This window comes from Hahella sp. CCB-MM4 (assembly GCF_002260525.1).
GTDB lineage: Bacteria > Pseudomonadota > Gammaproteobacteria > Pseudomonadales > Oleiphilaceae > Hahella.
Window position 1 is genome coordinate 630,433 of record NZ_MRYI01000002.1, and the last position, 20,605, is coordinate 651,037.

Annotated in this window: 16 protein-coding genes; 10 read left to right on the forward strand and 6 right to left on the reverse strand. The window is 51.8% G+C overall.

Going from position 1 to position 20,605, the window contains the following annotated elements:
* Positions 1 to 105: 105 nt before the first annotated feature.
* Positions 106 to 3,042 (reverse strand): class I adenylate cyclase, encoded by a 2,937-nt coding sequence (locus tag BTA51_RS06445; protein ID WP_246840945.1) that lies wholly within the window; start codon positions 3,040 to 3,042, stop codon positions 106 to 108.
* A 129-nt stretch (positions 3,043 to 3,171) separates the two neighbouring features.
* On the opposite strand from BTA51_RS06445, the gene BTA51_RS06450 reads away from it, so the two are divergent.
* The 3 genes from BTA51_RS06450 to BTA51_RS06460 all read left to right on the forward strand — a co-directional run bounded on the left by BTA51_RS06450 (position 3,172) and on the right by BTA51_RS06460 (position 6,476).
* The gene (locus BTA51_RS06450) at positions 3,172 to 3,675 is read left to right on the forward strand and encodes a hypothetical protein (protein ID WP_094706581.1); all 504 of its coding nucleotides are present in this window, start codon (positions 3,172 to 3,174) and stop codon (positions 3,673 to 3,675) included.
* 25 nt (positions 3,676 to 3,700) lie between these two features.
* Positions 3,701 to 5,566: an ATP-binding protein gene (locus tag BTA51_RS06455; RefSeq protein WP_094706582.1), complete on the forward strand. Its 1,866-nt coding sequence runs from the start codon at positions 3,701 to 3,703 to the stop codon at positions 5,564 to 5,566.
* 100 nt (positions 5,567 to 5,666) lie between these two features.
* Positions 5,667 to 6,476 (forward strand): methyltransferase domain-containing protein, encoded by an 810-nt coding sequence (locus tag BTA51_RS06460; RefSeq protein WP_094706583.1) that lies wholly within the window; start codon positions 5,667 to 5,669, stop codon positions 6,474 to 6,476.
* A gap of 5 nt (positions 6,477 to 6,481) precedes the next feature.
* On the opposite strand, the gene argH is transcribed toward BTA51_RS06460, so the two are convergent.
* The gene (gene argH, locus BTA51_RS06465) at positions 6,482 to 7,879 is read right to left on the reverse strand and encodes an argininosuccinate lyase (RefSeq protein WP_094706748.1); all 1,398 of its coding nucleotides are present in this window, start codon (positions 7,877 to 7,879) and stop codon (positions 6,482 to 6,484) included.
* Positions 7,880 to 8,095: 216 nt separating this feature from the next.
* Here argH and BTA51_RS06470 point away from each other — a divergent pair, with 216 nt between their 5' ends.
* The 6 genes from BTA51_RS06470 to BTA51_RS06495 all read left to right on the forward strand — a co-directional run bounded on the left by BTA51_RS06470 (position 8,096) and on the right by BTA51_RS06495 (position 14,258).
* A complete protein-coding gene (locus BTA51_RS06470; RefSeq protein WP_094706584.1) occupies positions 8,096 to 9,130 on the forward strand; it encodes a sensor histidine kinase in 1,035 nt (344 codons plus the stop codon).
* Between the two features lie 98 nt (positions 9,131 to 9,228).
* Positions 9,229 to 9,963, forward strand: coding sequence for a LytTR family DNA-binding domain-containing protein (locus tag BTA51_RS06475; protein ID WP_094706585.1), 735 nt, complete (start codon positions 9,229 to 9,231; stop codon positions 9,961 to 9,963).
* A 113-nt stretch (positions 9,964 to 10,076) separates the two neighbouring features.
* Complete coding sequence (gene hemC / locus BTA51_RS06480) at positions 10,077 to 11,012, forward strand: hydroxymethylbilane synthase (protein WP_094706586.1); 936 nt, start codon at positions 10,077 to 10,079, stop codon at positions 11,010 to 11,012.
* Between the two features lie 8 nt (positions 11,013 to 11,020).
* Positions 11,021 to 11,785 (forward strand): uroporphyrinogen-III synthase, encoded by a 765-nt coding sequence (locus BTA51_RS06485; RefSeq protein WP_094706587.1) that lies wholly within the window; start codon positions 11,021 to 11,023, stop codon positions 11,783 to 11,785.
* Between the two features lie 56 nt (positions 11,786 to 11,841).
* A complete protein-coding gene (locus BTA51_RS06490; RefSeq protein WP_094706588.1) occupies positions 11,842 to 13,011 on the forward strand; it encodes a uroporphyrinogen-III C-methyltransferase in 1,170 nt (389 codons plus the stop codon).
* On the forward strand, positions 13,008 to 14,258 hold the full coding sequence (locus tag BTA51_RS06495) for a heme biosynthesis HemY N-terminal domain-containing protein (protein WP_094706589.1): 1,251 nt from the start codon (positions 13,008 to 13,010) through the stop codon (positions 14,256 to 14,258). Before BTA51_RS06490 ends, BTA51_RS06495 begins: the two co-directional genes overlap by 4 nt.
* 25 nt (positions 14,259 to 14,283) lie before the next feature.
* Here BTA51_RS06495 and BTA51_RS06500 read toward each other — a convergent pair whose 3' ends face one another.
* From BTA51_RS06500 to trxA, 4 genes are all read right to left on the reverse strand, one after another.
* Entirely contained in the window at positions 14,284 to 15,285 is a 1,002-nt protein-coding gene (locus BTA51_RS06500; protein WP_094706590.1) for a 2Fe-2S iron-sulfur cluster-binding protein, read from the reverse strand.
* A gap of 3 nt (positions 15,286 to 15,288) precedes the next feature.
* On the reverse strand, positions 15,289 to 16,761 hold the full coding sequence (gene ubiD / locus BTA51_RS06505) for a 4-hydroxy-3-polyprenylbenzoate decarboxylase (RefSeq protein WP_094706749.1): 1,473 nt from the start codon (positions 16,759 to 16,761) through the stop codon (positions 15,289 to 15,291).
* A gap of 168 nt (positions 16,762 to 16,929) precedes the next feature.
* Positions 16,930 to 18,192: a transcription termination factor Rho gene (rho, locus tag BTA51_RS06510; RefSeq protein ID WP_094706591.1), complete on the reverse strand. Its 1,263-nt coding sequence runs from the start codon at positions 18,190 to 18,192 to the stop codon at positions 16,930 to 16,932.
* A 293-nt stretch (positions 18,193 to 18,485) separates the two neighbouring features.
* Positions 18,486 to 18,812 (reverse strand): thioredoxin TrxA, encoded by a 327-nt coding sequence (gene trxA, locus BTA51_RS06515; RefSeq protein ID WP_094706592.1) that lies wholly within the window; start codon positions 18,810 to 18,812, stop codon positions 18,486 to 18,488.
* Between the two features lie 250 nt (positions 18,813 to 19,062).
* Here trxA and ppx point away from each other — a divergent pair, with 250 nt between their 5' ends.
* Positions 19,063 to 20,601, forward strand: a complete 1,539-nt coding sequence (ppx, locus tag BTA51_RS06520; RefSeq protein WP_094706593.1) for an exopolyphosphatase — start codon at positions 19,063 to 19,065, stop codon at positions 20,599 to 20,601.
* Positions 20,602 to 20,605: the final 4 nt, after the last annotated feature.

A 20,605-nucleotide genomic window follows, 5' to 3' on the forward strand; every position in this document is an offset into this window, starting at 1 on the left:
ATTCAATCAAATTGGGCAAGTATACCGGGCACTACAGCCAATAGAAACACCGCTGTCATGTTTAACTGTCAGTGGTTGCGGAGTATTTTCAGCCAGTGCACAAATTTAATTACTGCGCACTGCTCCCTGGTCGGTGGGCAGCTGTCTGGCAGCATTGATACTGCTTTCAAGCTCCAGCTTGTATTTAACGTATTCAATGGTTTGCAGGCGAAGGGATTCCCCCGCCAGACTGTGGGGCAGACTCAGATCAGTCAGATAGCAAGGTAGCGGCGGTCGATGATCAAATCGTCCCTGCAGGTAGTGGGCCAGCGCCCCCACCACCTGCTCCCCGTATTCCAACATGCTGAACTCCTGGTGCTCGCAATAAAGGTTGAAACCCAGACGGTCCTTCTCAGTCAGGTTACCGATAGCCTGTACCTCGATGTATTTTCCGAAGCCCTGCTGACTCATCACTCTCACCGGCGTGGGTTTGTATCCCTTGGAATCATTGAGCAGCTGGTAGAACTCGATTTCACTGGCTGCCATATTTTCTGCCAGGGTATCGTGCATTTGCTTACGTTCCTGAACGCTGTACAGGAAGTTGGACAAAGCGCCGAGGAAGGTTTCAACGGAAGGCACCAATACATTACGCCGCAAGACTGATCCCCGCTCATCTATAACGATCAGTTGCAGAACCTCTTCCTGCATCCAATAAAAGGCCTGAATCGCATTCGGACGCATGCTGGCGAAGGCAGCTTCAAGAGGATCCCCTTTCAGGGCATAAGCATCCAGTTCAATGGCACGGAACTGTCGCTGAGGCTGCTCCAGATAACGACAAAGTTCAGGATAGGCGGACAAAGAGGTGAATCGGGGTTGCCGCCCCTCAAATTGGAGCACAAAGTATCGCTCTTCCATCTCCAGCAGATATCGTTTCGGCGTGTCCGACTTGAAGAAGCATTCCATCACCTGCTGAAAGAGTTTGCTGACCCGACTGGCAATAGCTGAGGCCCTTGATGCACAAAAACAGAGCACGGCAATACCAGGTACTTTATCGCCATACTGCTCAGCTTCGGCCAAAGCGGCAAGAGTATTATTCAGACTTTGGACCAGCGTATCACCGGACTCATAACGCTGAACCATCACCTCGTTCCAGGAATTGACCGTCACCTGATCCAATGTCAGTACCAGATTGGACCGCTCAGATGAATACCCCAGAGAATCATTACGATCACTGAGTTTATGCAGACCCCGCTTGGTCAGATCCAGCATCGGATCAACACCCACATTCACATAGAGAATCGAACCCCGGATCTGAGCCTTATCCCGATAGGCCTGCTGGGACACTTCCGGGAGCGGCAAATGCATCAGCGTCCGCAGGCTGGTGATGATCTGTTGCAGCTCAAACAGGCTGGCCTGCGTTTCCCCGGCCACCAGGCTCACACTGGTGGCTGAGGTCAGCAGTCCATTGACGTATGACCACACGATCAATTCGATCAGGCTGTTGGAACGCTTCAGTGCAGGGTAGAAATCCGCATCGTTGACGTTAGCCAGATTACGATACAGCAGCCAGCCATTCTGGCTGGAAGCAAGCACCTGACTACTCAAATGATGGAAAGACAGGTTGTCTTCCGCAATATTGGGAGCGATGTTCGGATTAATCATTTCAACCTTGCCGGCTTTACGCTGGAAGGTTGCATAGAGCTTACGCCCCAACAGGTGAATGTCACGAGCACTGATCGCCACCGCCAGGCCCTTATCCCTGGCATATCCGGAAAGAAAACGGTAACTGCCGGTCAATTCGTTGACGACACTGCGTTTTTCCCGCATGACTTCGTCCACTTTCCAGCTATTCCGCTGATCGAGATAACGGATGTCCGTATCAGACCAGCCCCACTCCGCCACCAGCTTTTCCATGATATTTCTTCGCCAGCTCTTCTGGTGTGCAGGTACCAGCCGGGAAAGATTCTCTCCCACTTTGAGGTAAAAACTGCGTCGAACCAGATCCAGCCGCTGCCACTCTTCGCGGGCACTCAGAGAGGCTTCAATACGCCGGTATATCATTACGTATGGGTCCAGTTCATCCGGGTCCATCTCATCATCGAATACCGCTTTCTTGAAGGTCACGCATAATGGGGGAACCGAACCGTCTTCATTGGCATAGGCCTCTGCCAGAACCAGCTTCAACACGGACTTATATGGGGAATCGATGCCCTTATACAGCTGCCACATGCCCGCCCCAACAAACTCATTGGGAGGTATTCGCCCACACCCGCCGAAGTCGATGTAGTCGCTGCTGCGGACAAAGCGCTTTTCCAGCAATTGTTTTGCTACTGCCAGATAATTCATTTCCTCCCCGGCAGGTATTAACCACCATAGCGGATACGCCCCGCCCAACCAGATTCCAGTACGGTAGAATTCATCCAGTAAAAGAAAATGCTGTGCGGTTCCACAGTCCTCACTATCCACCGTCGCCTGCTGCCGGCCGCTCCTGAATTCCTGGGCATCCATGAGGAAGATGTGTATCTCCGCTCCCATTTCCTCGCCCCATTCAGAAATCAGCCTCGCCTTTTTCTCCAACTCGGCAATGGCGGCCGCATCCAGGCCATGGCGATAACACAGCCAAACATCCAGATCACTACTACCTGAGTGAGCAATAGAGCCGGTACTCCCCATCAGGAACAGGCTGACGATATCCGCCTGGACCTTCTTGCCGGATTCTTTGAAATTGAATGACCGGGACAGGCGTTGTGCCTGCTGAATCACGTTCTTGTCCGGTTGGTAATTATGCAGGCGGTGGGGCGTTTTACGGGAAACATATCCCGGCAGAAGCGGGTGGTTCACATGAACCAGCAACGGTAAAAGGTCCACGACCACTTGCTGACGGGGAGTCAGTGCCATACGGGTGCGCTGAAGCCGGCATTCAACCAAAGAAAGAAAGCGCTGTGTGAGCGTCTTCAATACTTTGCGGTCGACACCTTCGTTATAATCGGGGTTTATCTGCCTGCGCACATTCATGGCTAAGAGTATAGCGGAGGAAGTAACAATCTCCGCCAGCCTAAACATGCCACTTTGTAGTAGTAGTGTTACCAAAAGCACAGTGCACTTTATATTTGGCGGTAAAATAGGTTACTTTTGCCTGCAGTGTTGTGAACCCTAGGGGTTTCTACAAGGAAATACGCAATAGAGGATCTTATGAAAACATTGCGCCTGTTTTTATTGATGCTTGGCCTGGGCCTTTGCTTTCAGTCATTTGCCAGCGGACTCCGCGCCCCTGAGGGAGCCGTCGTACTTACCGTAGCCGGTAACATCCTGAAAACCAACGAAGACCATGTGGCAGCATTCGATCTGAACATGCTCGACCAACTGCCCCAACACTCAGTCAATACAACAACCCCATGGTTTGATAAACCCAAGACATTCACCGGCCCGCTGGCAAGGGATGTTCTGAAACTGCTGGGCGCGTCCGGAACTAACGCCAGGGCTGTCGCTCTCAATGATTACCATATCGATATCCCCACCCAGGACTTTGACGATTTCGATGTGATATTGGCAACACGTATCGACGGAGAAATATTGAGCATCAGGGATAAAGGACCTCTCTTTATCATTTACCCCTTCGACCAGATACCTGAGACCCGAAATGAGGTGTTTTTCCAACGTTGCATATGGCAGCTTGTTCAGGTAATTGTTGAGTAGATTTGATGCTGCAGGGAGGAGCAAGATGTTGGTCAAAAGAATTCGATGGATCGTTGGTATTGCACTGGTTACAGCAACCGTCATATTAGCTGTCGCTATATTTTCTACGATCGGCTCGTTACGTGAGGGAGCCCTGGAAGTAAGAGTCGCCAAGGACGATCTGTACTGGTCCATACATCAGATCGAATCCGAAGCGATGAACTTGCTGATCATCGCCCACACCATGCAGAACGGAGAGCACCCTCCGGAAGATCTCAACACCCGTTATTCCGTATTGTTGAGTCGCACAGATCTTTTCAAGGAAGGGGAATTCCGCGAAGCGGTCAATATCCTGCCCGATACTCGCGATCTCATGATGACAATTACCACGCGGGTGGAAGCACTCGGGCCGCTTATAGAGAGCGCTTTAAAAACACCAGACGCGATTCCCCCGGCACTGATAGAGAAACTGGAAATCATCCGCCGCACTGCCAGGGATCTGACCCTCACCGCCCATAAAGAGCACGTGACACACCGGGTTATCAAAAGGGGTGAACTGACAGACACCTTCTACTATACAGAGGCTCTGCTGTGTGTATTGGCCGGCGTGATCGTCATTAGCATGGTTTCCCTTTACTGGCTCATGTACCTGGCCAGAAAAGCGCAGTTGGATGCAGATTTTCAACGTCGCCGGGCCGAATCCAACAGTGACGCCAAAAGCAGATTTCTGTCTAACATGAGCCATGAGCTGCGTACCCCTCTGAACGCAATCATGGGGTTCGCCCAGCTTATCCAGCTGAACAGCCGCAATCTGACAACCGAACAGACCCAATATATCAATCAAATATACAAAGCCAGCGAACACCTGTTGTCGCTAATCATCGATATTATGGATCTTTCCAAGATAGAGAGCGGCCAGTTGAGCATCGAGCTAGCCCCATGCCAGATCCAACCGGTCATCAATGAGTCCGTCGCAATGGTGCGCAGCATGGCCCAGGCCAACAGCATCAGTATTTACAAACCCGATCTGCGTCAGGACTACCTGATCAATGCCAACCATACCCGTACAGTTCAGGTACTGACCAACTTCCTGACCAATGCCATCAAATACAACCATAAGGGCGGCTGGGTCAAAATCGAGCTCGATCATAATGCTATCACCGGCATGCTGCGAATCAGTGTTGCCGACAATGGTATGGGCATCGCCAAAAAAGACCACTGCAAGGTGTTCAAACCATTCGAGCGGCTTGCACATGATCCGGCCATCGAGGGAAGCGGTATTGGCCTGGCCATGAGCAGCCAACTGGTCCAACTGATGAATGGACAGATAGGCTTCAACTCCAAGGAAGATCAAGGCAGTTATTTCTGGCTCGAACTCCCCGTTCTGGAGGTCGTTACTGCGCCATCTGAGGAGACAGCAACGACAGGGTCCGAGAATAAACAATTCCCGGCTCATTCGTTGCCGGAGTTTGAATATCTGGAAGGCCTCAAGGAACTCGCCAGCGGCCTGAAAACAGTCCTGTACATCGAAGATAACGACTCCAGCATCAGGGTCATGGAAGGCCTGTTCGACAGTTTTGCCAATATTCGCCTGATGACTGCGACAACCGCTGAGCAGGGTTTAGACCTGGCACGCTCCTGCCTGCCCCAGTTAATCCTGCTGGACTTGAATCTTCCAACCACTTCTGGCCTGGAGGTCTGCGCTTTATTAAGAAACGATCCCCGACTGTCGGATATTCCTATCATTGCGGTCACCGCCAATGTGAACGGCAGTCAGGAAGCCAGGGAGCAGGGCCTGGAATTTGACGAGTTCATACTCAAGCCGATAGATATTGCCTCCACAAAATCCATCATTCTTCAATATCTCGGCCAGTATCAACCTTCGCGGAAAGACTTATCAGTTCAGGATTGAAGTCAGTACAGGATTAAAGTTCGCACAAGGTAGTCAGGCAATGGAGATTACCCCTGAAGTCGCGGACTGAATTTTTATAACAACAGAAATGGACGCAGGTATGGATACGTCATCTCTCTCATGCAGGGTTTGTCATAGCGATGCCCTATACGTGGGTGCAACGGATTTTAACAAATCCGGTAACGATCACTTTGAGCACAGACGTCTGTTTCCAGTCGCTGAAGATCAGGTCGCATACTATCGTTGCCAACACTGCAAGCTCATGTTCACCCCCTATTTCGACGACTGGAATGACAATGATTTTCGACAACGGGTATATAACCACGAATACCTGTTGGCAGACCCCCCCTTTGCCGGAGAACGGCCAGCCCGTCTGGCAGATTATCTGGCAGGCTTACTCGGAGATGAACATAAAGACCTGGCAATGTTGGATTTCGGCGGGGGATCCGGACAGCTTGAAGACTATTTAAAGGCTTTGGGGATTCAGAACTGCACCACTTACGACCCCCATCATCATGAGAACGACACCAGACCCGAACTCGAATTCGATTTGGTTACCGCCTTTGAAGTCGTGGAACACGTCAGTGATCAATATGACCTGTTCAGGGACTTGTGTTCGTTGGTTGCCAACGATGGGGTGCTGTTGATAAGCACCCTGTTGCAGCCGGATAACATCGACACTCTCGGCACTGACTGGTGGTACGTTTGCCCCCGAAATGCCCATATGACTTTTCACACCCGGGAGAGTCTGCAATGGGTATTGCAGGAGTACGGCTTCACCCTGCATTCGCTTAGTGAAGAGCTGCACATTGCCTATCGACACCCGAACAGGCTATCCGAGCGCTTTGTCAGCCGGGCTGGCATTGTTCAGGTGAACAGCCAGCCCTCCCCAGAAAAACAGATGGCTTAGCGAAGCTATCTGTCAGCCAGCCACTTCCGTGCCCGGGCAGCCGCTTCCCGCACCTGCTCCGGCGCGGTACCGCCGATATGGTTACGTGCATTGACTGATCCTTCCAGAGTCAGGACGTCGAAAACATCCGCATCAATGTCCTGGCTGAATTGCTGCAATTCCTCCAGGGTCATTTCGCTCAGGTCACGCCCTTCCGCTACGCCAAAGGCTACTGATTTACCGACAATCTCGTGGGCATCGCGGAACGGTACACCCTTACGCACCAGATAATCAGCCAGATCCGTCGCGGTGGAGAACCCACGACGGGCAGCTTCTTCCATCACCGAACGATTGACCGTCAGGGCAGGCATCATATCGCCGTAGGCCTTCAAGGATCCCTTGATGGTATCAATCGCATCAAACAGGGGTTCCTTATCTTCCTGGTTGTCCTTGTTATAGGCCAAAGGCTGGCTCTTCATGAGCGTAAGCAATGAGGTCAGGTGACCGTATACCCGACCGGTCTTTCCACGGATCAGTTCAGGTACATCCGGATTTTTCTTCTGCGGCATGATGGAGGACCCGGTGCAGAAGCGGTCCGGAAGATTGATAAAGTTGAACTGAGCTGACGTCCACAGTACCAACTCTTCCGAAAAACGTGACATATGCATCATCAAAACGCTGGCAAAGCTGCAGAACTCAATGGCAAAGTCTCTATCGCTCACTGCGTCCAGGGAGTTTTCGGCTATCCCGGAGAAGCCCAGAAGATCGCAGGTGATTTGACGCTGGATGGGGTAGGTGGTTCCCGCCAATGCAGCAGCCCCGAGAGGCAGAATATTGACCCGCTCGCGACAATCCTGAAGACGCCCGTAATCCCGTTTCAACATTTCTACCCAAGCCAGCATGTGATGACCGAAAGTCACCGGCTGAGCAGTCTGCAAATGGGTAAACCCGGGCATAATGGCATCCGCTTCACGCTCCGCCAGCCCCACCAGACCTTCAATCAGGCGCTTCAGTTCCTCAGTGATAACGTCAATCTCGTCCCTCAGATATAGGCGAATATCAGTGGCGACCTGATCATTCCGCGAACGTCCGGTATGCAGTTTTTTCCCGGTGATACCAATTTTCTGGGTCAGACGAGCTTCAATGTTCATGTGCACATCTTCAAGAGTCACTGACCATTCAAACTGGCCGGCTTCGATTTCTTCCTGAATTTCATTGAGCCCGGCAATGATCTGGTCTCTCTCTTCGTCACTTAACACACCGACTTTGGCCAGCATGGTGGCGTGGGCAACAGACCCCTGGATATCGTGAAAATACATTCGCTGGTCGAACCCAACTGAAGCGGTAAAGCGTTCAACAAAGGCATCTGTGGCTTCGGTAAACCGGCCACCCCAGGGTTTATCGGTGGTATCCTGCTTTGTCATGGTGTTCAACTTGCCCCATACTGAGAGAGTTAACAGATTCGTCAGGCATCCCATACCATCAAACAGAGCTGACGGGGAGCCTGGGCGAGGTTGGCGATTATAAGCGTCTGAGTCTGAATTTTCTAACACTGTGTTTGCTGCCGACTGTGTGTCTCGCAGGATTCAAAAGCCTGCAAGCACACTAAGAATGACATTTATAACCCCCGGAAGACTTTAATGGAGCCCACAGGCAAAACGGAAACACCCAGCAGTTTTTTCCTTCCCAACCTTTGCACTGTCCAGGCCCTGTTGTTTCTGGTACTTGGGACGGAGACCTGCGCTCTTCTGTTCACATTGATCAGTTACGGGCTGCAATACTTTAACTGGGACTATTTCGCCCTGACCTCCCTGTTCATGCTATGGGTAGTGCTGACTAGTGCCGTCATTCTTTGCCAGTTACGCAAGTGGGGCCAGCAGTGGAGTATCTCGCAGCAGGCTTTGCTTACCTATGGCATCGTCATCGCCACCACAACAATCTATGCCATCCTGGCCGGCTCCTTCCGCAGCGTGGGGGAAACCGGATGGGATTATTGGTTCGTTCTGCAAGCCATTCTTATTGCCGCCATTCTGACCGGTGTGCTATTGCGTTACTTCTATCTGCAACATCTTTGGCACCAACAGCAGCGCTCTGAACTGGAATCCCGGGTTCAGGCATTACAGGCGAGGATACGCCCACATTTTCTGTTCAACAGCATGAACTCTATTGCCGGACTGATTCCGGAAGACGCCGAATCAGCTGAAGAGGCCGTGCTGGACCTGGCTGAACTGTTCCGTGCGGCACTGCGGGAATCCTCCTCCCTGGTTCCGGTTAAGGAAGAACTGGGAATGTGCGAACGCTACCTTCGTATCGAAAAACTTCGTCTCGGACCCCGACTCAAAGTTGAGTGGAAAATCAAACCTTTGACCAAAGCAGCCCAAGTTCCCCCACTGACCCTACAGCCTCTGATCGAGAATGCCATTTATCACGGTATTCAGCCCAACCCTCAAGGAGGAACGATCAGCATCATGGCCCACGAGCAGGGGCAGTGGTTGTATGTATTGATATCAAATCCCATTGCCGAGAAAACTGATCACAAGCATCAGGGTAACCGGATCGCCATGAATAACATCCGCAGTCGTCTGCTGGCGTTCTTTGGTGATCAGGCAGTGTTGAAAACCAGCCAACTGGACAATCAATTTACCGCGACCCTCCGGGTACCCTTAACCCGTTGATATCCGGGGAAACTCCCGGAAAGTGGCCTGGGTTTGGTCTATACTGGGCTAACTGTTTAAGAACATGGATTGACCAGCTAACTCATTGATGTATCAGCATGATAAAAGTACTTATCGTTGACGACGAACCTTTAGCCAGAGCCAGATTACAAAGGCTGCTGGCCGATTCCCCTTATCAGGTCTGTGGAGAAGCCGCTGACGGCGAGCAGGCCCTGACCCTGAACCAGGAACAACAGCCGGATGTCATCCTGCTGGACATTCGCATGCCCGGCACTGATGGTCTTGAAGTCGCCAGCCGTCTGGCTACCCTTGAGCACCCTCCCGCCATAGTATTCACGACAGCTTATGATGAGTACGCCCTCGAAGCCTTTAAGGTCCGGGCACAAAACTATCTGTTAAAGCCCGTCAGAAAAGAAGACCTGTTTGGAGCCCTGTCCAAGGTCACCCAACTGACCCAGGCTCAACAGACATTCATGCAGCAGGCTCAGAATCAGGAGACCTCGAATACTCATTTGGTCTGCCGCAGCGTCCGGGGCGTGCAACGCATTCCCTTGGCCGACGTTCTCTATCTACAGGCTGCTGATAAATACGTCACGGTCGTGCACAAAGCCGGAGAAACGCTCAGCGATCAATCGCTAAAAGAGCTGGAACTGACACTCAAACCTCATATGTTGCGAATTCACCGCAACACCCTGATCAACCATCATTATCTGGATCGGCTGCAAAGACTTCAGGACGGCCACTTTGAGGTGTTCCTAAAAGGCGTGGATCAAGGGCTCAGCGTCAGCCGGCGCCTGGTCAGCGAAGTCAAAAGCTTTCTGAACGAACAATGACAATGACGGCGTCAAAGGGTATTCTTGCAAGCCTGAATGCAGGTACCCGGATCATCCGGACGATGCCCTGACGCACACCAATTCACCCTACGACTGAACGCCGACAGAATCCTATGACCATCACTAAAAATCGCCTCGTCATCGCCACCCGGCAAAGTGCTCTAGCCATGTGGCAGGCAGAATATGTCAAAGCCGCATTGGAAGAACTTCACCCGGGCCTGGAAGTGGAATTACTGGGACTGACCACCAAAGGCGACAAGATTCTGGATGTACCGCTGGCCAAAGTCGGCGGCAAAGGACTTTTCGTCAAGGAGCTGGAGCAGGCCATGCTCGAAGGCCGGGCAGATATCGCCGTACACTCGATGAAAGATGTCCCGATGGAATTCCCAGAAGGTCTGGGACTTGGTGCCATACTGAAAAGGGAGACACCAACGGACGCCTTTGTCAGCAACACTTTCAGTAGCGTGGATGAGCTGCCTGAAGGATCAGTGGTCGGTACCTCCAGCCTGCGCCGTCAGTGCCAACTGGCAGCAAGACGCCCGGATCTGAAAATTGTTTCCCTGCGAGGCAACGTCAATACCCGCCTGGCTAAACTGGATGCAGGCGAATTCGACGCCATTATCCTGGCAGCCTCCGGCCTAAAACGCCTTGGATTTCATGATCGGATCAAGATGGAAATGCCGCCGGAAGAAAGCCTTCCTGCCGTGGGCCAGGGAGCGCTGGGTATTGAATGCCGTATAGAAGACCAGGACTCCTTGCATTTGATCGCTCCCCTGATTGATGAGGAAACAACCCGCTGCGTCAGCGCCGAACGGGCCATGAATAACCGGCTCCAAGGCGGTTGTCAGGTGCCAATCGCGGGCTATGCGCAATTACACGGAGATCAACTGACACTTCGGGGGCTGGTCGGCAGCGTTGACGGCCTGACCATTATCAGCGATACCGCTAGCGGCCATGCCGATGAAGCAGAAAAAATTGGCCGCTCTCTGGCAGAAAACCTTCTCGCCCGGGGAGCAGGGGACATTCTGCGAGAAATCTACGGTGACTGATCTTTGTCATGATGACCCCCTCCAAAACGGGAAAAGTGCTTTTAACACGCCCCGAACCAGACAATGACAGCCTCAAAACCCTGCTGACCAATCAGGGTTTTGACGTTAGAGAGTTACCGCTGCTGCAGATCGAGCAATTGCCCGAGTCTCCGGAAATCAGGACTCTGGCAATGAACATTGACCAATTCCAGGAAGTGATTTGCACCAGCAAACACGCGGCAAACTGGTTAATGCAGTTGCTGGACACCTACTGGCCGCAAATTCCCGTTGGTATCCGCTGGTATGCAATGGGATCAGGGAGTGCCACTCCACTTATCGAATATGGTCTGGAAGTAAGCCTGCCTGTTACCGGCAATACCAGTGAGGATATGTTGCAGCGCCCGGAGTTACAGAATCTGGACCAGCACAAAGTTTTGCTGGTCAAAGGAGAGGGAGGCAGAGATACCCTCGCCCAGGGACTGACCGAGCGTGGTGCCAGTGTTGACACTCTGGAACTCTACCGGCGGACCCAAGCCGAGTATCCGCATGAGACATTGAAAGCCGTATTCGGGCAATGGCAACCGGATCAGATCGTGGTACTATCCGGTGAGGCGCTGGATAGTCTCTGGTCCCTATGCCGTAAAATCGGCTATGCTTTAAAATCAACCAGATGCATTGTTCCCAGCCAACGGGTTGCCGACAAAGCCAAGGCACTAAATCTGAATGTCGCAGTTGCAGCCTCTCTGCATGACGAGTCCCTGGCCGATATGATCAATGCTTCCCTGAATCAATAGAGTCAAAGCAACCACTGGAACCAACAAGAAATAACACGAATAAAGTAGGAACGAGAGTGACGGAAGAGACCCCAAACCCCACCCTGCCTGCCACAACCCCGGCAGAAACTGAGACAACACCGGTTTCCCCGCCTCCTTCATCGGCCTCTCAGTCAGCCCCTCCTGTGAGAGCCCCCAGAGTATGGCCACTGTGGCTGGGAATGTTAGTTCTACTGGTCGCCCTGGTATTGGCTTGCGGCTGGTTCTGGATGCAATTGCAATCATGGAATAACAAAGTGGATCTGGCCATGGAACAAAGCCAGTCCGGTACGACCATGATGAATCAGGTCAGCCAGCGTTACGAAACCAAGTTCTCCCAATTAGATTCCTCTCTGCAACGCCAGACCTCCCAACTGGAAGAAGTCAGAAATCAACTGGACCAGACCGCCCGGCGTATTCTAACCGTCGGCGAGACCGGAAGAACCGACTGGCTGCTGGCTGAAGCAGAATACTTACTGCGTTTAGGTAATCAGCGCCTGCATATGGAGAGGGATTACGTGGGTTCTCTGGCCATTCTTCAGGCAGCGGACCAAGTATTGGCGGAAACCAAGGAAGCAGCTGTTTTCCCTGTGCGCAAGGCCTTGGCTTCTGAAATTGTTAGCCTGGAAGCCGTTGCTGATGTGGATCGACAAGGTATATATCTGAAGCTGGAAGCGCTGATTGAGCAAATCGAAGGTCTCGATCAACGCTTGTTCTTCCAGGACGCACCTCTTTTGACAGAGACCGCCACCGAGGCGGATAGGGAGGAAGAGGAAGGCACTTGGTATGACAGGGCCCTAAATTCAGTCAAGAAACTGGACAGGTATTTTGCAATCCGGTTCCCCGAGGATCCGGTTAAACCTCTGATGGCCCCTGACCAGATTTACTATCTCCGCCAAAACCTGCGTCTGATGCTGGAACAGGCGGAACTGGCACTCCTCGACAAAAACCAAGCGGTGTACGATCAGAGCCTGCGCAAAGCCGAGACCTGGATTGAGAATTACTTTATTACCAATAGCCCGGTCACCAAGGCCATTCTGAAAAACGTTCAGGAATTGAAAGGACACAATATTGATCCCAAACTGCCGGATATTACTGAATCTCTACACCTGCTCAAAAACCTTCTAGAGACTGTTTACAAACGCAGTGCCAGTGATGCCCAATCTTTTATGACACCACAATCAACAGGTGACGGAGCAGCTTCATGAACCGTACTGCCGTCTATCTCTTGATTGCCCTGGCCGCAGGATCAGGGCTGGGCTTTCTAATAAAACTGGACCCTGGTTACGTACGCCTATCCTGGTACTTTGTCCTGATTGAAACGAATATCTGGATCGGGCTATTCCTCCTAATAGGCTTTTATATTGCGTTGCACTTCGCTATCCGTATTCTAGCTCGTACATTCGGAATTAAGGCCGGTTGGGTACAGTGGCGCCACTCGGTAAAACATAGCCGTGCCCAGCGCACGACAACCCGCGGCCTGCTGGAGTACGCCGAAGGTAACTGGAAAAAAGCCCAACGCTATCTGGCCGGCAGTGCGGAGAAATCCGAAACGCCGCTGATCAACTATCTAGCCGCGGCTCAGGCAGCCAACGAACTCGGCAATGAAAAGGAAAGTGATCAACTCCTGCAGAAAGCCTTCGAAAGCACGCCCGGCGGTGATGTCGCCATTGGTGTCACCCAGGCTCAGCTACAGCTAGCCCGCGGGCAACTGGAACAATGCTTATCCACACTGCTGCGCCTGCGTAAACGCACTCCGCATCACCCTTTTGTACTGAAGCTCCTGCAACAGGTTTATAGCCGTCTCAACGACTGGCAAAAACTGGGACAATTGATTCCGGAACTACGCAAATACCGTGTTCTGAAAGAGCAGGAGCTGGATCGTCTGGAAAGTGATACTTGGCTGAACCTGCTCAAGCAGGGCACCGATGAGGCACTGAAAGCCAATCGTGCAGAAGTGTACACTCAGCCTTTGAATGAAGTCTGGGATAAGATGCCTTCCGGTCTGCGTAAATCAGATGACATGGTATATGCCTATGCCTCCCAATTGGTCAGGCTCGGAGCAAGCGGCCATGCCGAAGCATTGATCCGTAAACAGCTTCGTCTGGAATGGAGCGAGGAACTGGTCGGCTTCTATGGAAAAATTGCCACGCCAGAGGTGGACAAGCAACTTCTGAATGCTGAAAGCTGGCTGAAAGAACGTCCCAATGACGCCGTACTACTGCTGGCTCTTGGGCGGCTATGTCTGCGTAATCAGTTGTGGGGCAAGGCTCGGGAGTATTTTGAAGCCAGTTTGAAGCTCAAGAAAAGCCCTGAAGCTTATGCAGAGCTCGGCAGATTGCTTTCTCATATGGATCAGCATGCCACTGGTGCCAGCTATCTCCTGCACGCACTTGAGCATGGAACACCACTTCCTGAACTGCCTATGCCACCTCTCAAGGCACAACAGGCCTAGTAGCCGGGTAGGAAGCTCCCCCTCTTTAGCGGGGAGCATATTCCAGCACATCGGAGAAGAAGTGCTGTGTCGGAAGCCCCACTGGTGTTAAAGCATCTAAAGCAGTGTATACCATCGTGGGAGAGCCACTGACAAAGATCAGGGAATTATCCCAGGTATGACCTCTTGCCAGTACTTCCCTGACCAATTCTGCATGGTGCCCGGGCCATTCGTTATCCTGATTGTCTGCACTGACCGGCACAAACGTCAGCTGCACTGTCTGGGCGGCCCACTCCTCCATCCACTTGCGCAAATACATTTCCTCGCGCTGGCGCACTCCCCAATAGAGCGTGATATTCCCGGAGAAACCATTATTGAGAAGATATTCCGCCAAAGACTTCATTTGGGCAAAGCCGGTACCGGCTGCGACCAGCACCACATCCGTGTCAGGCACCGATGATAGGTGACACTGACCTAATGGCAGCATGACTTTTACAACCGGGTTGTCTCGCAGATAGCTCAAAATGGTGACCGCACTCTGCTGGTCAGGATGCACCTGTATATGCAACTCTATCTCCCTGCCTCCGGGAGCATTCGCAATTGAGAAAAACGCACTATCCAGACCTGGTATCAGCAATTTCAGATACTGCCCGGCAAAAAATTCCGGAAGCCGGCCGGCCGGAGCCAGCAATGTCACTCTGAAAATATCCGCAGACAGTGACTCAATTGATTTGACCTGCATCGCTAACTTATTAGTTTCCAATTCCTTCGGCCCCCACAAGGCATTTAGTTCAAACTCACAATCGCTGGTTGGCCGCGCTCGACACAACAGTACTTGTGCCGCTCCCTTCCGTGTCACATTGACCAGCGGATCATTCTCTAATTCTCCACGATGCAAGACGGCACTACAAACATGGCATACGCCGTTATCACAGGCATGGGGTATCTTATAATCCTGCTCCAAAGCCGCCTCGAGTACCGCTTTGCCGCTCGCCACCTCGAACTGATGGCCGCTTGGCTGAAAACGTACCTTAAAGGCTTCCCGCATAGCTCAATCAATCCCCAATTCTGACCATATTTCATCTATACGCTGCTTAACTGACGGATCCATGACGATCGTCCGCCCCCACTCACGACTGGTCTCACCGGGCCATTTATGCGTCGCATCCATGCCCATTTTCGACCCAAGGCCGGAAACGGGTGAGGCAAAATCCAGGTAATCTATGGGTGTATTTTCAATCATCACCGTATCCCTCGCAGGATCCATGCGTGTTGTGATGGCCCAGATCACATCTTTCCAATCCCTGGCATTAACATCATCATCTGTCACGATAACAAATTTGGTATACATAAACTGTCGCAAAAACGACCAGACCCCCATCATGACCCGCTTGGCATGGCCTGGATACTGTTTCTTCATGGTCACAACAGCCAGGCGATAGGAGCATCCTTCAGGAGGAAGATAGAAATCCACAATTTCAGGAAACTGCTTCTGTAGAATCGGCACCAGCACTTCATTCAGAGCAACACCCAGCACGGCGGGTTCATCTGGTGGACGGCCGGTATAGGTGCTGTGATAGATGGGGTTTTTACGTTGAGTGATGCGTTCCACCGTAAAAACAGGGAATTCATCCACCTCATTATAGTAACCGGTATGGTCGCCGAACGGTCCTTCCGGCGCAGTTTCACCGGGATGGATCACCCCTTCCAGTACTATTTCCGCACTGGCCGGCACCTGCAGGTCATTGCCGATACACTGTACAACCTCGGTCTTGTTACCACGCAACAGTCCGGCAAAAGCATATTCCGACAAACCATCCGGAACCGGAGTAACGGCACCAAGAATAGTGGCAGGATCTGCTCCCAATGCTACGGCTACCGGGAAAGGCTTATCAGGATGAGCCTCACACCATTCCCTGTAATCCAGCGCACCGCCACGATGACTCAGCCAGCGCATGATCAGTTTGTTGCGGCCAATCAACTGCTGCCGGTATATCCCCAGGTTCTGACGAGGCTTGTTAGGCCCTTTGGTCACCACCAAAGGCCAGGTAATTAAAGGCCCTACGTCCCCCGGCCAGCAGGTCTGGATGGGAAGCTGATGCAAATCTACGGCGTCGCCTTCAAGTACCACTTCCTGACAGGGTGCGGAGCGAACCTCCTTTGGCGACATATTCATCACTTGCTTGAATATGGGCAACTTGCTCCAGGCATCCTTAAATCCTTTGGGCGGATCCGGTTCCTTGAGGAAAGCGAGCAATTGACCGATTTCCCGCAGGCTCTCTACGCTCTCAGCCCCCATACCCAGAGCCACACGCTCAGGAGTACCAAAAAGGTTACCCAGCACCGGCATGGAGTACCCTTTGGGGTTTTCGAAAAGCAACGCCGGACCACCACGGCGTAAGGTGCGGTCACAGATTTCTGTCATTTCCAGGTTTGGATCCACCGGCGTTTTGATCCTTTTCAGTTCGCCGCGTTTCTCCAGAACCTTGATAAAGTCCCGTAAGTCGTCGTACTTGAATCCCATACCTGCTTCCAGAGCATGATTTGATAATCGCCGCATAGCCTGCGGATGTTTTCGTCATGGAACAGAATTTCCAGTCCCCTGACAGCAAAAAGCCCCGGGGATACCAGGGGCTTCGATGATATCGCTCGATTATTAATCGTCGATGATCAGGCAATTACAATTTGATCACTATCGCTTCTTCATTGCCTGGAAGAATTCGTCGTTGGTCTTGGTGTCCTTCAACTTATCGATGAGGAATTCCACTGCGGCGATATCGTCTTCCATGGAGTGGAGCAGCTTCCGCAGGATCCAAACCCGCTGCAGCTCGTCTTCCGACATCAGCAGTTCTTCTCTTCGGGTACCGGAACGACGGATATTGATTGCCGGGAACACACGCTTCTCAGCAACACGGCGATCCAGATGAACCTCCAGGTTACCGGTTCCCTTGAACTCTTCGTAGATAACCTCGTCCATTTTGGATCCGGTATCAATCAGGGCCGTCGCCAGAATGGTCAGGCTCCCGCCTTCTTCCACATTTCGGGCCGCACCGAAGAAACGTTTCGGGCGTTCCAGAGCGTGAGCATCCACACCACCGGTCAACACTTTACCGGAAGAAGGGATAATCGTGTTATAGGCACGCGCCAGACGGGTGATGGAGTCAAGCAGGATTACGACATCTTTCTTGTGCTCTACCAGGCGCTTGGCCTTTTCGATAACCATCTCTGCGACCTGAACGTGACGGGCAGGCGGCTCATCAAAGGTACTGGCAACAACTTCGCCCCGCACCGTACGTTGCATTTCGGTGACCTCTTCCGGCCGCTCATCAATCAGCAGCACCATCAGATGACATTCCGGATTGTTACGGGTGATGGACTGGGCAATATTCTGCATCAACAGAGTTTTACCAGCCTTTGGAGGCGATACAATCAAGCCACGCTGACCTTTCCCCACCGGAGCCACAAGATCCAGAATCCGCGCAGAAAGATCTTCGGTACTGCCGTTTCCGGCTTCGAGTCTCAGGCGTTCTTGTGGGAATAGGGGGGTGAGGTTTTCGAAGAGAATCTTGTTGCGGGCGTTTTCAGGCTTGTCGAAATTGATTTCATTAACTTTCAACAGCGCGAAATAACGCTCTCCGTCTTTGGGAGGCCGGATCTTACCGGCGATGGTATCTCCCGTACGTAAGTTAAAACGACGGATCTGGCTGGGCGAGACGTATATGTCATCCGGGCCGGCCAGGTATGAGCTGTCTGCCGATCGGAGGAACCCGAATCCATCCTGGAGAATTTCAAGGACACCATCTCCGTAAATGTCTTCGCCGCTCTTGGCGTGCTTCTTCAGAATACTGAAGATGACATCTTGTTTACGGGAGCGGGCCATATTGTCCAGCCCCATTTCTTCAGCGATGGTGAGTAGTTCTGGAACGGGTTTCTTTTTAAGTTCAGTAAGATTCATAGGATTGAAAATGATTGACCTGACTAGAGAGGACGTTGGGTTTAGTCGGAAAGATTATTTGCTTTGGGTTAACTGTCAGACGCTTTCTTCGGGTCCACGCCCGCAAGACAAACGTCTTGTGACAAATGTCATTCTTACAATCTAAAAACACTCGTCTTGGAATTCTTTGCGATGAGAGGGGGGACTTTCACCGCGATAAAATGAAAGCAAAATCAGTATAGGTTGATTTATAGCCGCCGTCCAGAAAATTGCAAATTTTTCAGCGGGGAGATTTTCCCCGCTGTTTGAATCACTTATAGATTGCTGTCCAAAAATGCCGTCAATTGCGACTTGGACAGGGCGCCTACTTTAGTTGCATCAACGTTTCCGCCTTTGAACAACATCAGGGTAGGAATACCACGGATACTGAACTTGGGAGGAGTTTTCTCGTTTTCGTCGATATTCAGCTTACAAACTTTCAGACGATCACCGTATTCTTCGGCAATCTCTTCCAGAACCGGGGCAATCATCTTGCAGGGACCGCACCATTCTGCCCAATAGTCTACCAGCACCGGCAGATCTGACTGCAGAACTTCGGTCTCAAAAGAATCATCAGTAACATTCACAATTTGACTGCTCATAAGTTTATTCCTGGGCTTTAAAAAATTCGGTTTGACTCAACTGCAGAGGAAATTAGGGTTAAGCGTTTCCACAGTTTGTTCCAGTGGCAGAATACTAAACAGCATGGAACCTACAGGCAACTATAAGACATACATACGAACCAGATGCCGGATCCCTTTGATACAGACACTTGTTTTCGCGCGCACAGTTGAGAATGAACTTAGGGATTGCTTAAATATAAGGCTTCCAATCTGGATTTCAAGGGCCTTCATGACAAACCCCACCGCTGCTGCGGAAAACCAACCGACTTCCACAGCTCAATCTGATCTTATTGCCGCCATTGATATGGGCTCCAACAGCTTTCACATGGTCGTGGCACAACTGGTACACAACGAGATCCGTCCTCTGGAAAAGCTGGGGGAGAAGGTGCAGCTGGCCGCCGGCCTGGATGGCAGGCATTTTCTGGATGACGCCTCCCAACATAGGGCTCTGGCCTGCCTGGAACGCTTTGCACAGCGCTTACAGGGCATGTCAGACAAATCTGTTTTGGTGGTCGGCACCAATGCCTTACGGGTCGCGAAGAACACCAAAAGCTTTCTGCGAAAAGCAGAAAAGGTTCTCGGACACAAAGTCTCCATCATCAGCGGCCGGGAAGAGGCCAGACTGATCTATCTGGGTGTGGCCCACTCACTGGCGGACGATGCCGACAACCGGCTGGTGATTGATATCGGAGGCGGAAGTACAGAATTTATCATCGGGCAAAGGTTTGAAACCAGAGAACTCGAGAGCCTGCATATGGGATGTGTCTCATACCGGGACAAGTATTTCAGCGACGGCAAAATCAGTTCTGTACAGATGGCCCGCGCAGTCGTGGAGGCATCCAGAGAGTTACTCAGCATTCGTAATCGCTATCGAAAGGTCGGCTGGCACCATTGCGTAGGCTCTTCGGGCTCCATCAAAACCATTGCACAGGTCCTTATCGCCAATCAATGGAGTAAGGGCGATGCCATCACCATGGAAGGACTCACTAAGCTGCACAGTGAAGTCGTCCGGCTCGGGAGCATCAGTCGCCTGACCAAACTGGGCGTCAGAAAAGACCGTTTATCGATATTTCCATCGGGTCTGGCCATTCTGCTGGCAGCCTTCGATGTGCTGAAAATCGAGGAAATGGAGTTCTGCGACGGTGCTTTGCGGGAGGGCTTGCTATACGACATGATCGGGCGCAATCAGCATGAAGATGTCAGGGAAAGAACCATTAACAGTCTGCAGGAGCGTTATTTTGTCGACCGGGATCATGCCCGGGCCGTTGCCAATACTGCCGATTTGTTATGGCAGGCACTGCACAGTTCACTGGAGCTCAGTGAAGACCATCGGGATCTACTGCGCTGGGCTTCTGAGCTGCATGAGATAGGCTTGGCCATTTCCCATTCACAATTTCACAAACATGGCGCCTACCTTGTCCGTTATTCGGACCTTGCCGGATTCAGCCGACAGTCCCAATTTGCCATGGCGGTCATGGTCAGGTTTCACCGACGCAAAATCAATGATGTCGTATTCAGTGAGTATTGCACAGAAGATGCTGAAACCCTGAAACCACTTTCGGTTCTTATACGTCTGGCAGTTGTCTTGCAGCGGACCAGAAGCGGAGAAGTTCCTGAAGGACTGACGGCCCAGGGAAGCCGGAAGAATCTGCACCTACAATTCCCCAAAAACTGGCTCAAGGATCGTAGCCTGATACTGGCGGAACTGGAGGCAGAACAGGGTTATCTGAATAAGTTCGGCCTCAAGTTAACCTTCGACGATAACTGATACA

What these genes read in the sequence shown, in the direction of transcription:
- trxA (WP_094706592.1), bottom strand. Translation starts at nt 18,812, where the DNA reads ATGAGCAGTCAAATTGTGAATGTTACTGATGATTCTTTTGAGACCGAA.
- BTA51_RS06460 (WP_094706583.1), top strand. Translation starts at nt 5,667, where the DNA reads ATGGATACGTCATCTCTCTCATGCAGGGTTTGTCATAGCGATGCCCTA.
- BTA51_RS06455 (WP_094706582.1), top strand. Translation starts at nt 3,701, where the DNA reads ATGTTGGTCAAAAGAATTCGATGGATCGTTGGTATTGCACTGGTTACA.
- BTA51_RS06475 (WP_094706585.1), top strand. Translation starts at nt 9,229, where the DNA reads ATGATAAAAGTACTTATCGTTGACGACGAACCTTTAGCCAGAGCCAGA.
- argH (WP_094706748.1), bottom strand. Translation starts at nt 7,879, where the DNA reads ATGACAAAGCAGGATACCACCGATAAACCCTGGGGTGGCCGGTTTACC.
- BTA51_RS06495 (WP_094706589.1), top strand. Translation starts at nt 13,008, where the DNA reads ATGAACCGTACTGCCGTCTATCTCTTGATTGCCCTGGCCGCAGGATCA.
- hemC (WP_094706586.1), top strand. Translation starts at nt 10,077, where the DNA reads ATGACCATCACTAAAAATCGCCTCGTCATCGCCACCCGGCAAAGTGCT.
- BTA51_RS06470 (WP_094706584.1), top strand. Translation starts at nt 8,096, where the DNA reads ATGGAGCCCACAGGCAAAACGGAAACACCCAGCAGTTTTTTCCTTCCC.
- BTA51_RS06450 (WP_094706581.1), top strand. Translation starts at nt 3,172, where the DNA reads ATGAAAACATTGCGCCTGTTTTTATTGATGCTTGGCCTGGGCCTTTGC.
- rho (WP_094706591.1), bottom strand. Translation starts at nt 18,192, where the DNA reads ATGAATCTTACTGAACTTAAAAAGAAACCCGTTCCAGAACTACTCACC.
- BTA51_RS06445 (WP_246840945.1), bottom strand. Translation starts at nt 3,042, where the DNA reads ATGTTTAGGCTGGCGGAGATTGTTACTTCCTCCGCTATACTCTTAGCC.
- ppx (WP_094706593.1), top strand. Translation starts at nt 19,063, where the DNA reads ATGACAAACCCCACCGCTGCTGCGGAAAACCAACCGACTTCCACAGCT.
- ubiD (WP_094706749.1), bottom strand. Translation starts at nt 16,761, where the DNA reads ATGGGATTCAAGTACGACGACTTACGGGACTTTATCAAGGTTCTGGAG.
- BTA51_RS06485 (WP_094706587.1), top strand. Translation starts at nt 11,021, where the DNA reads ATGATGACCCCCTCCAAAACGGGAAAAGTGCTTTTAACACGCCCCGAA.
- BTA51_RS06500 (WP_094706590.1), bottom strand. Translation starts at nt 15,285, where the DNA reads ATGCGGGAAGCCTTTAAGGTACGTTTTCAGCCAAGCGGCCATCAGTTC.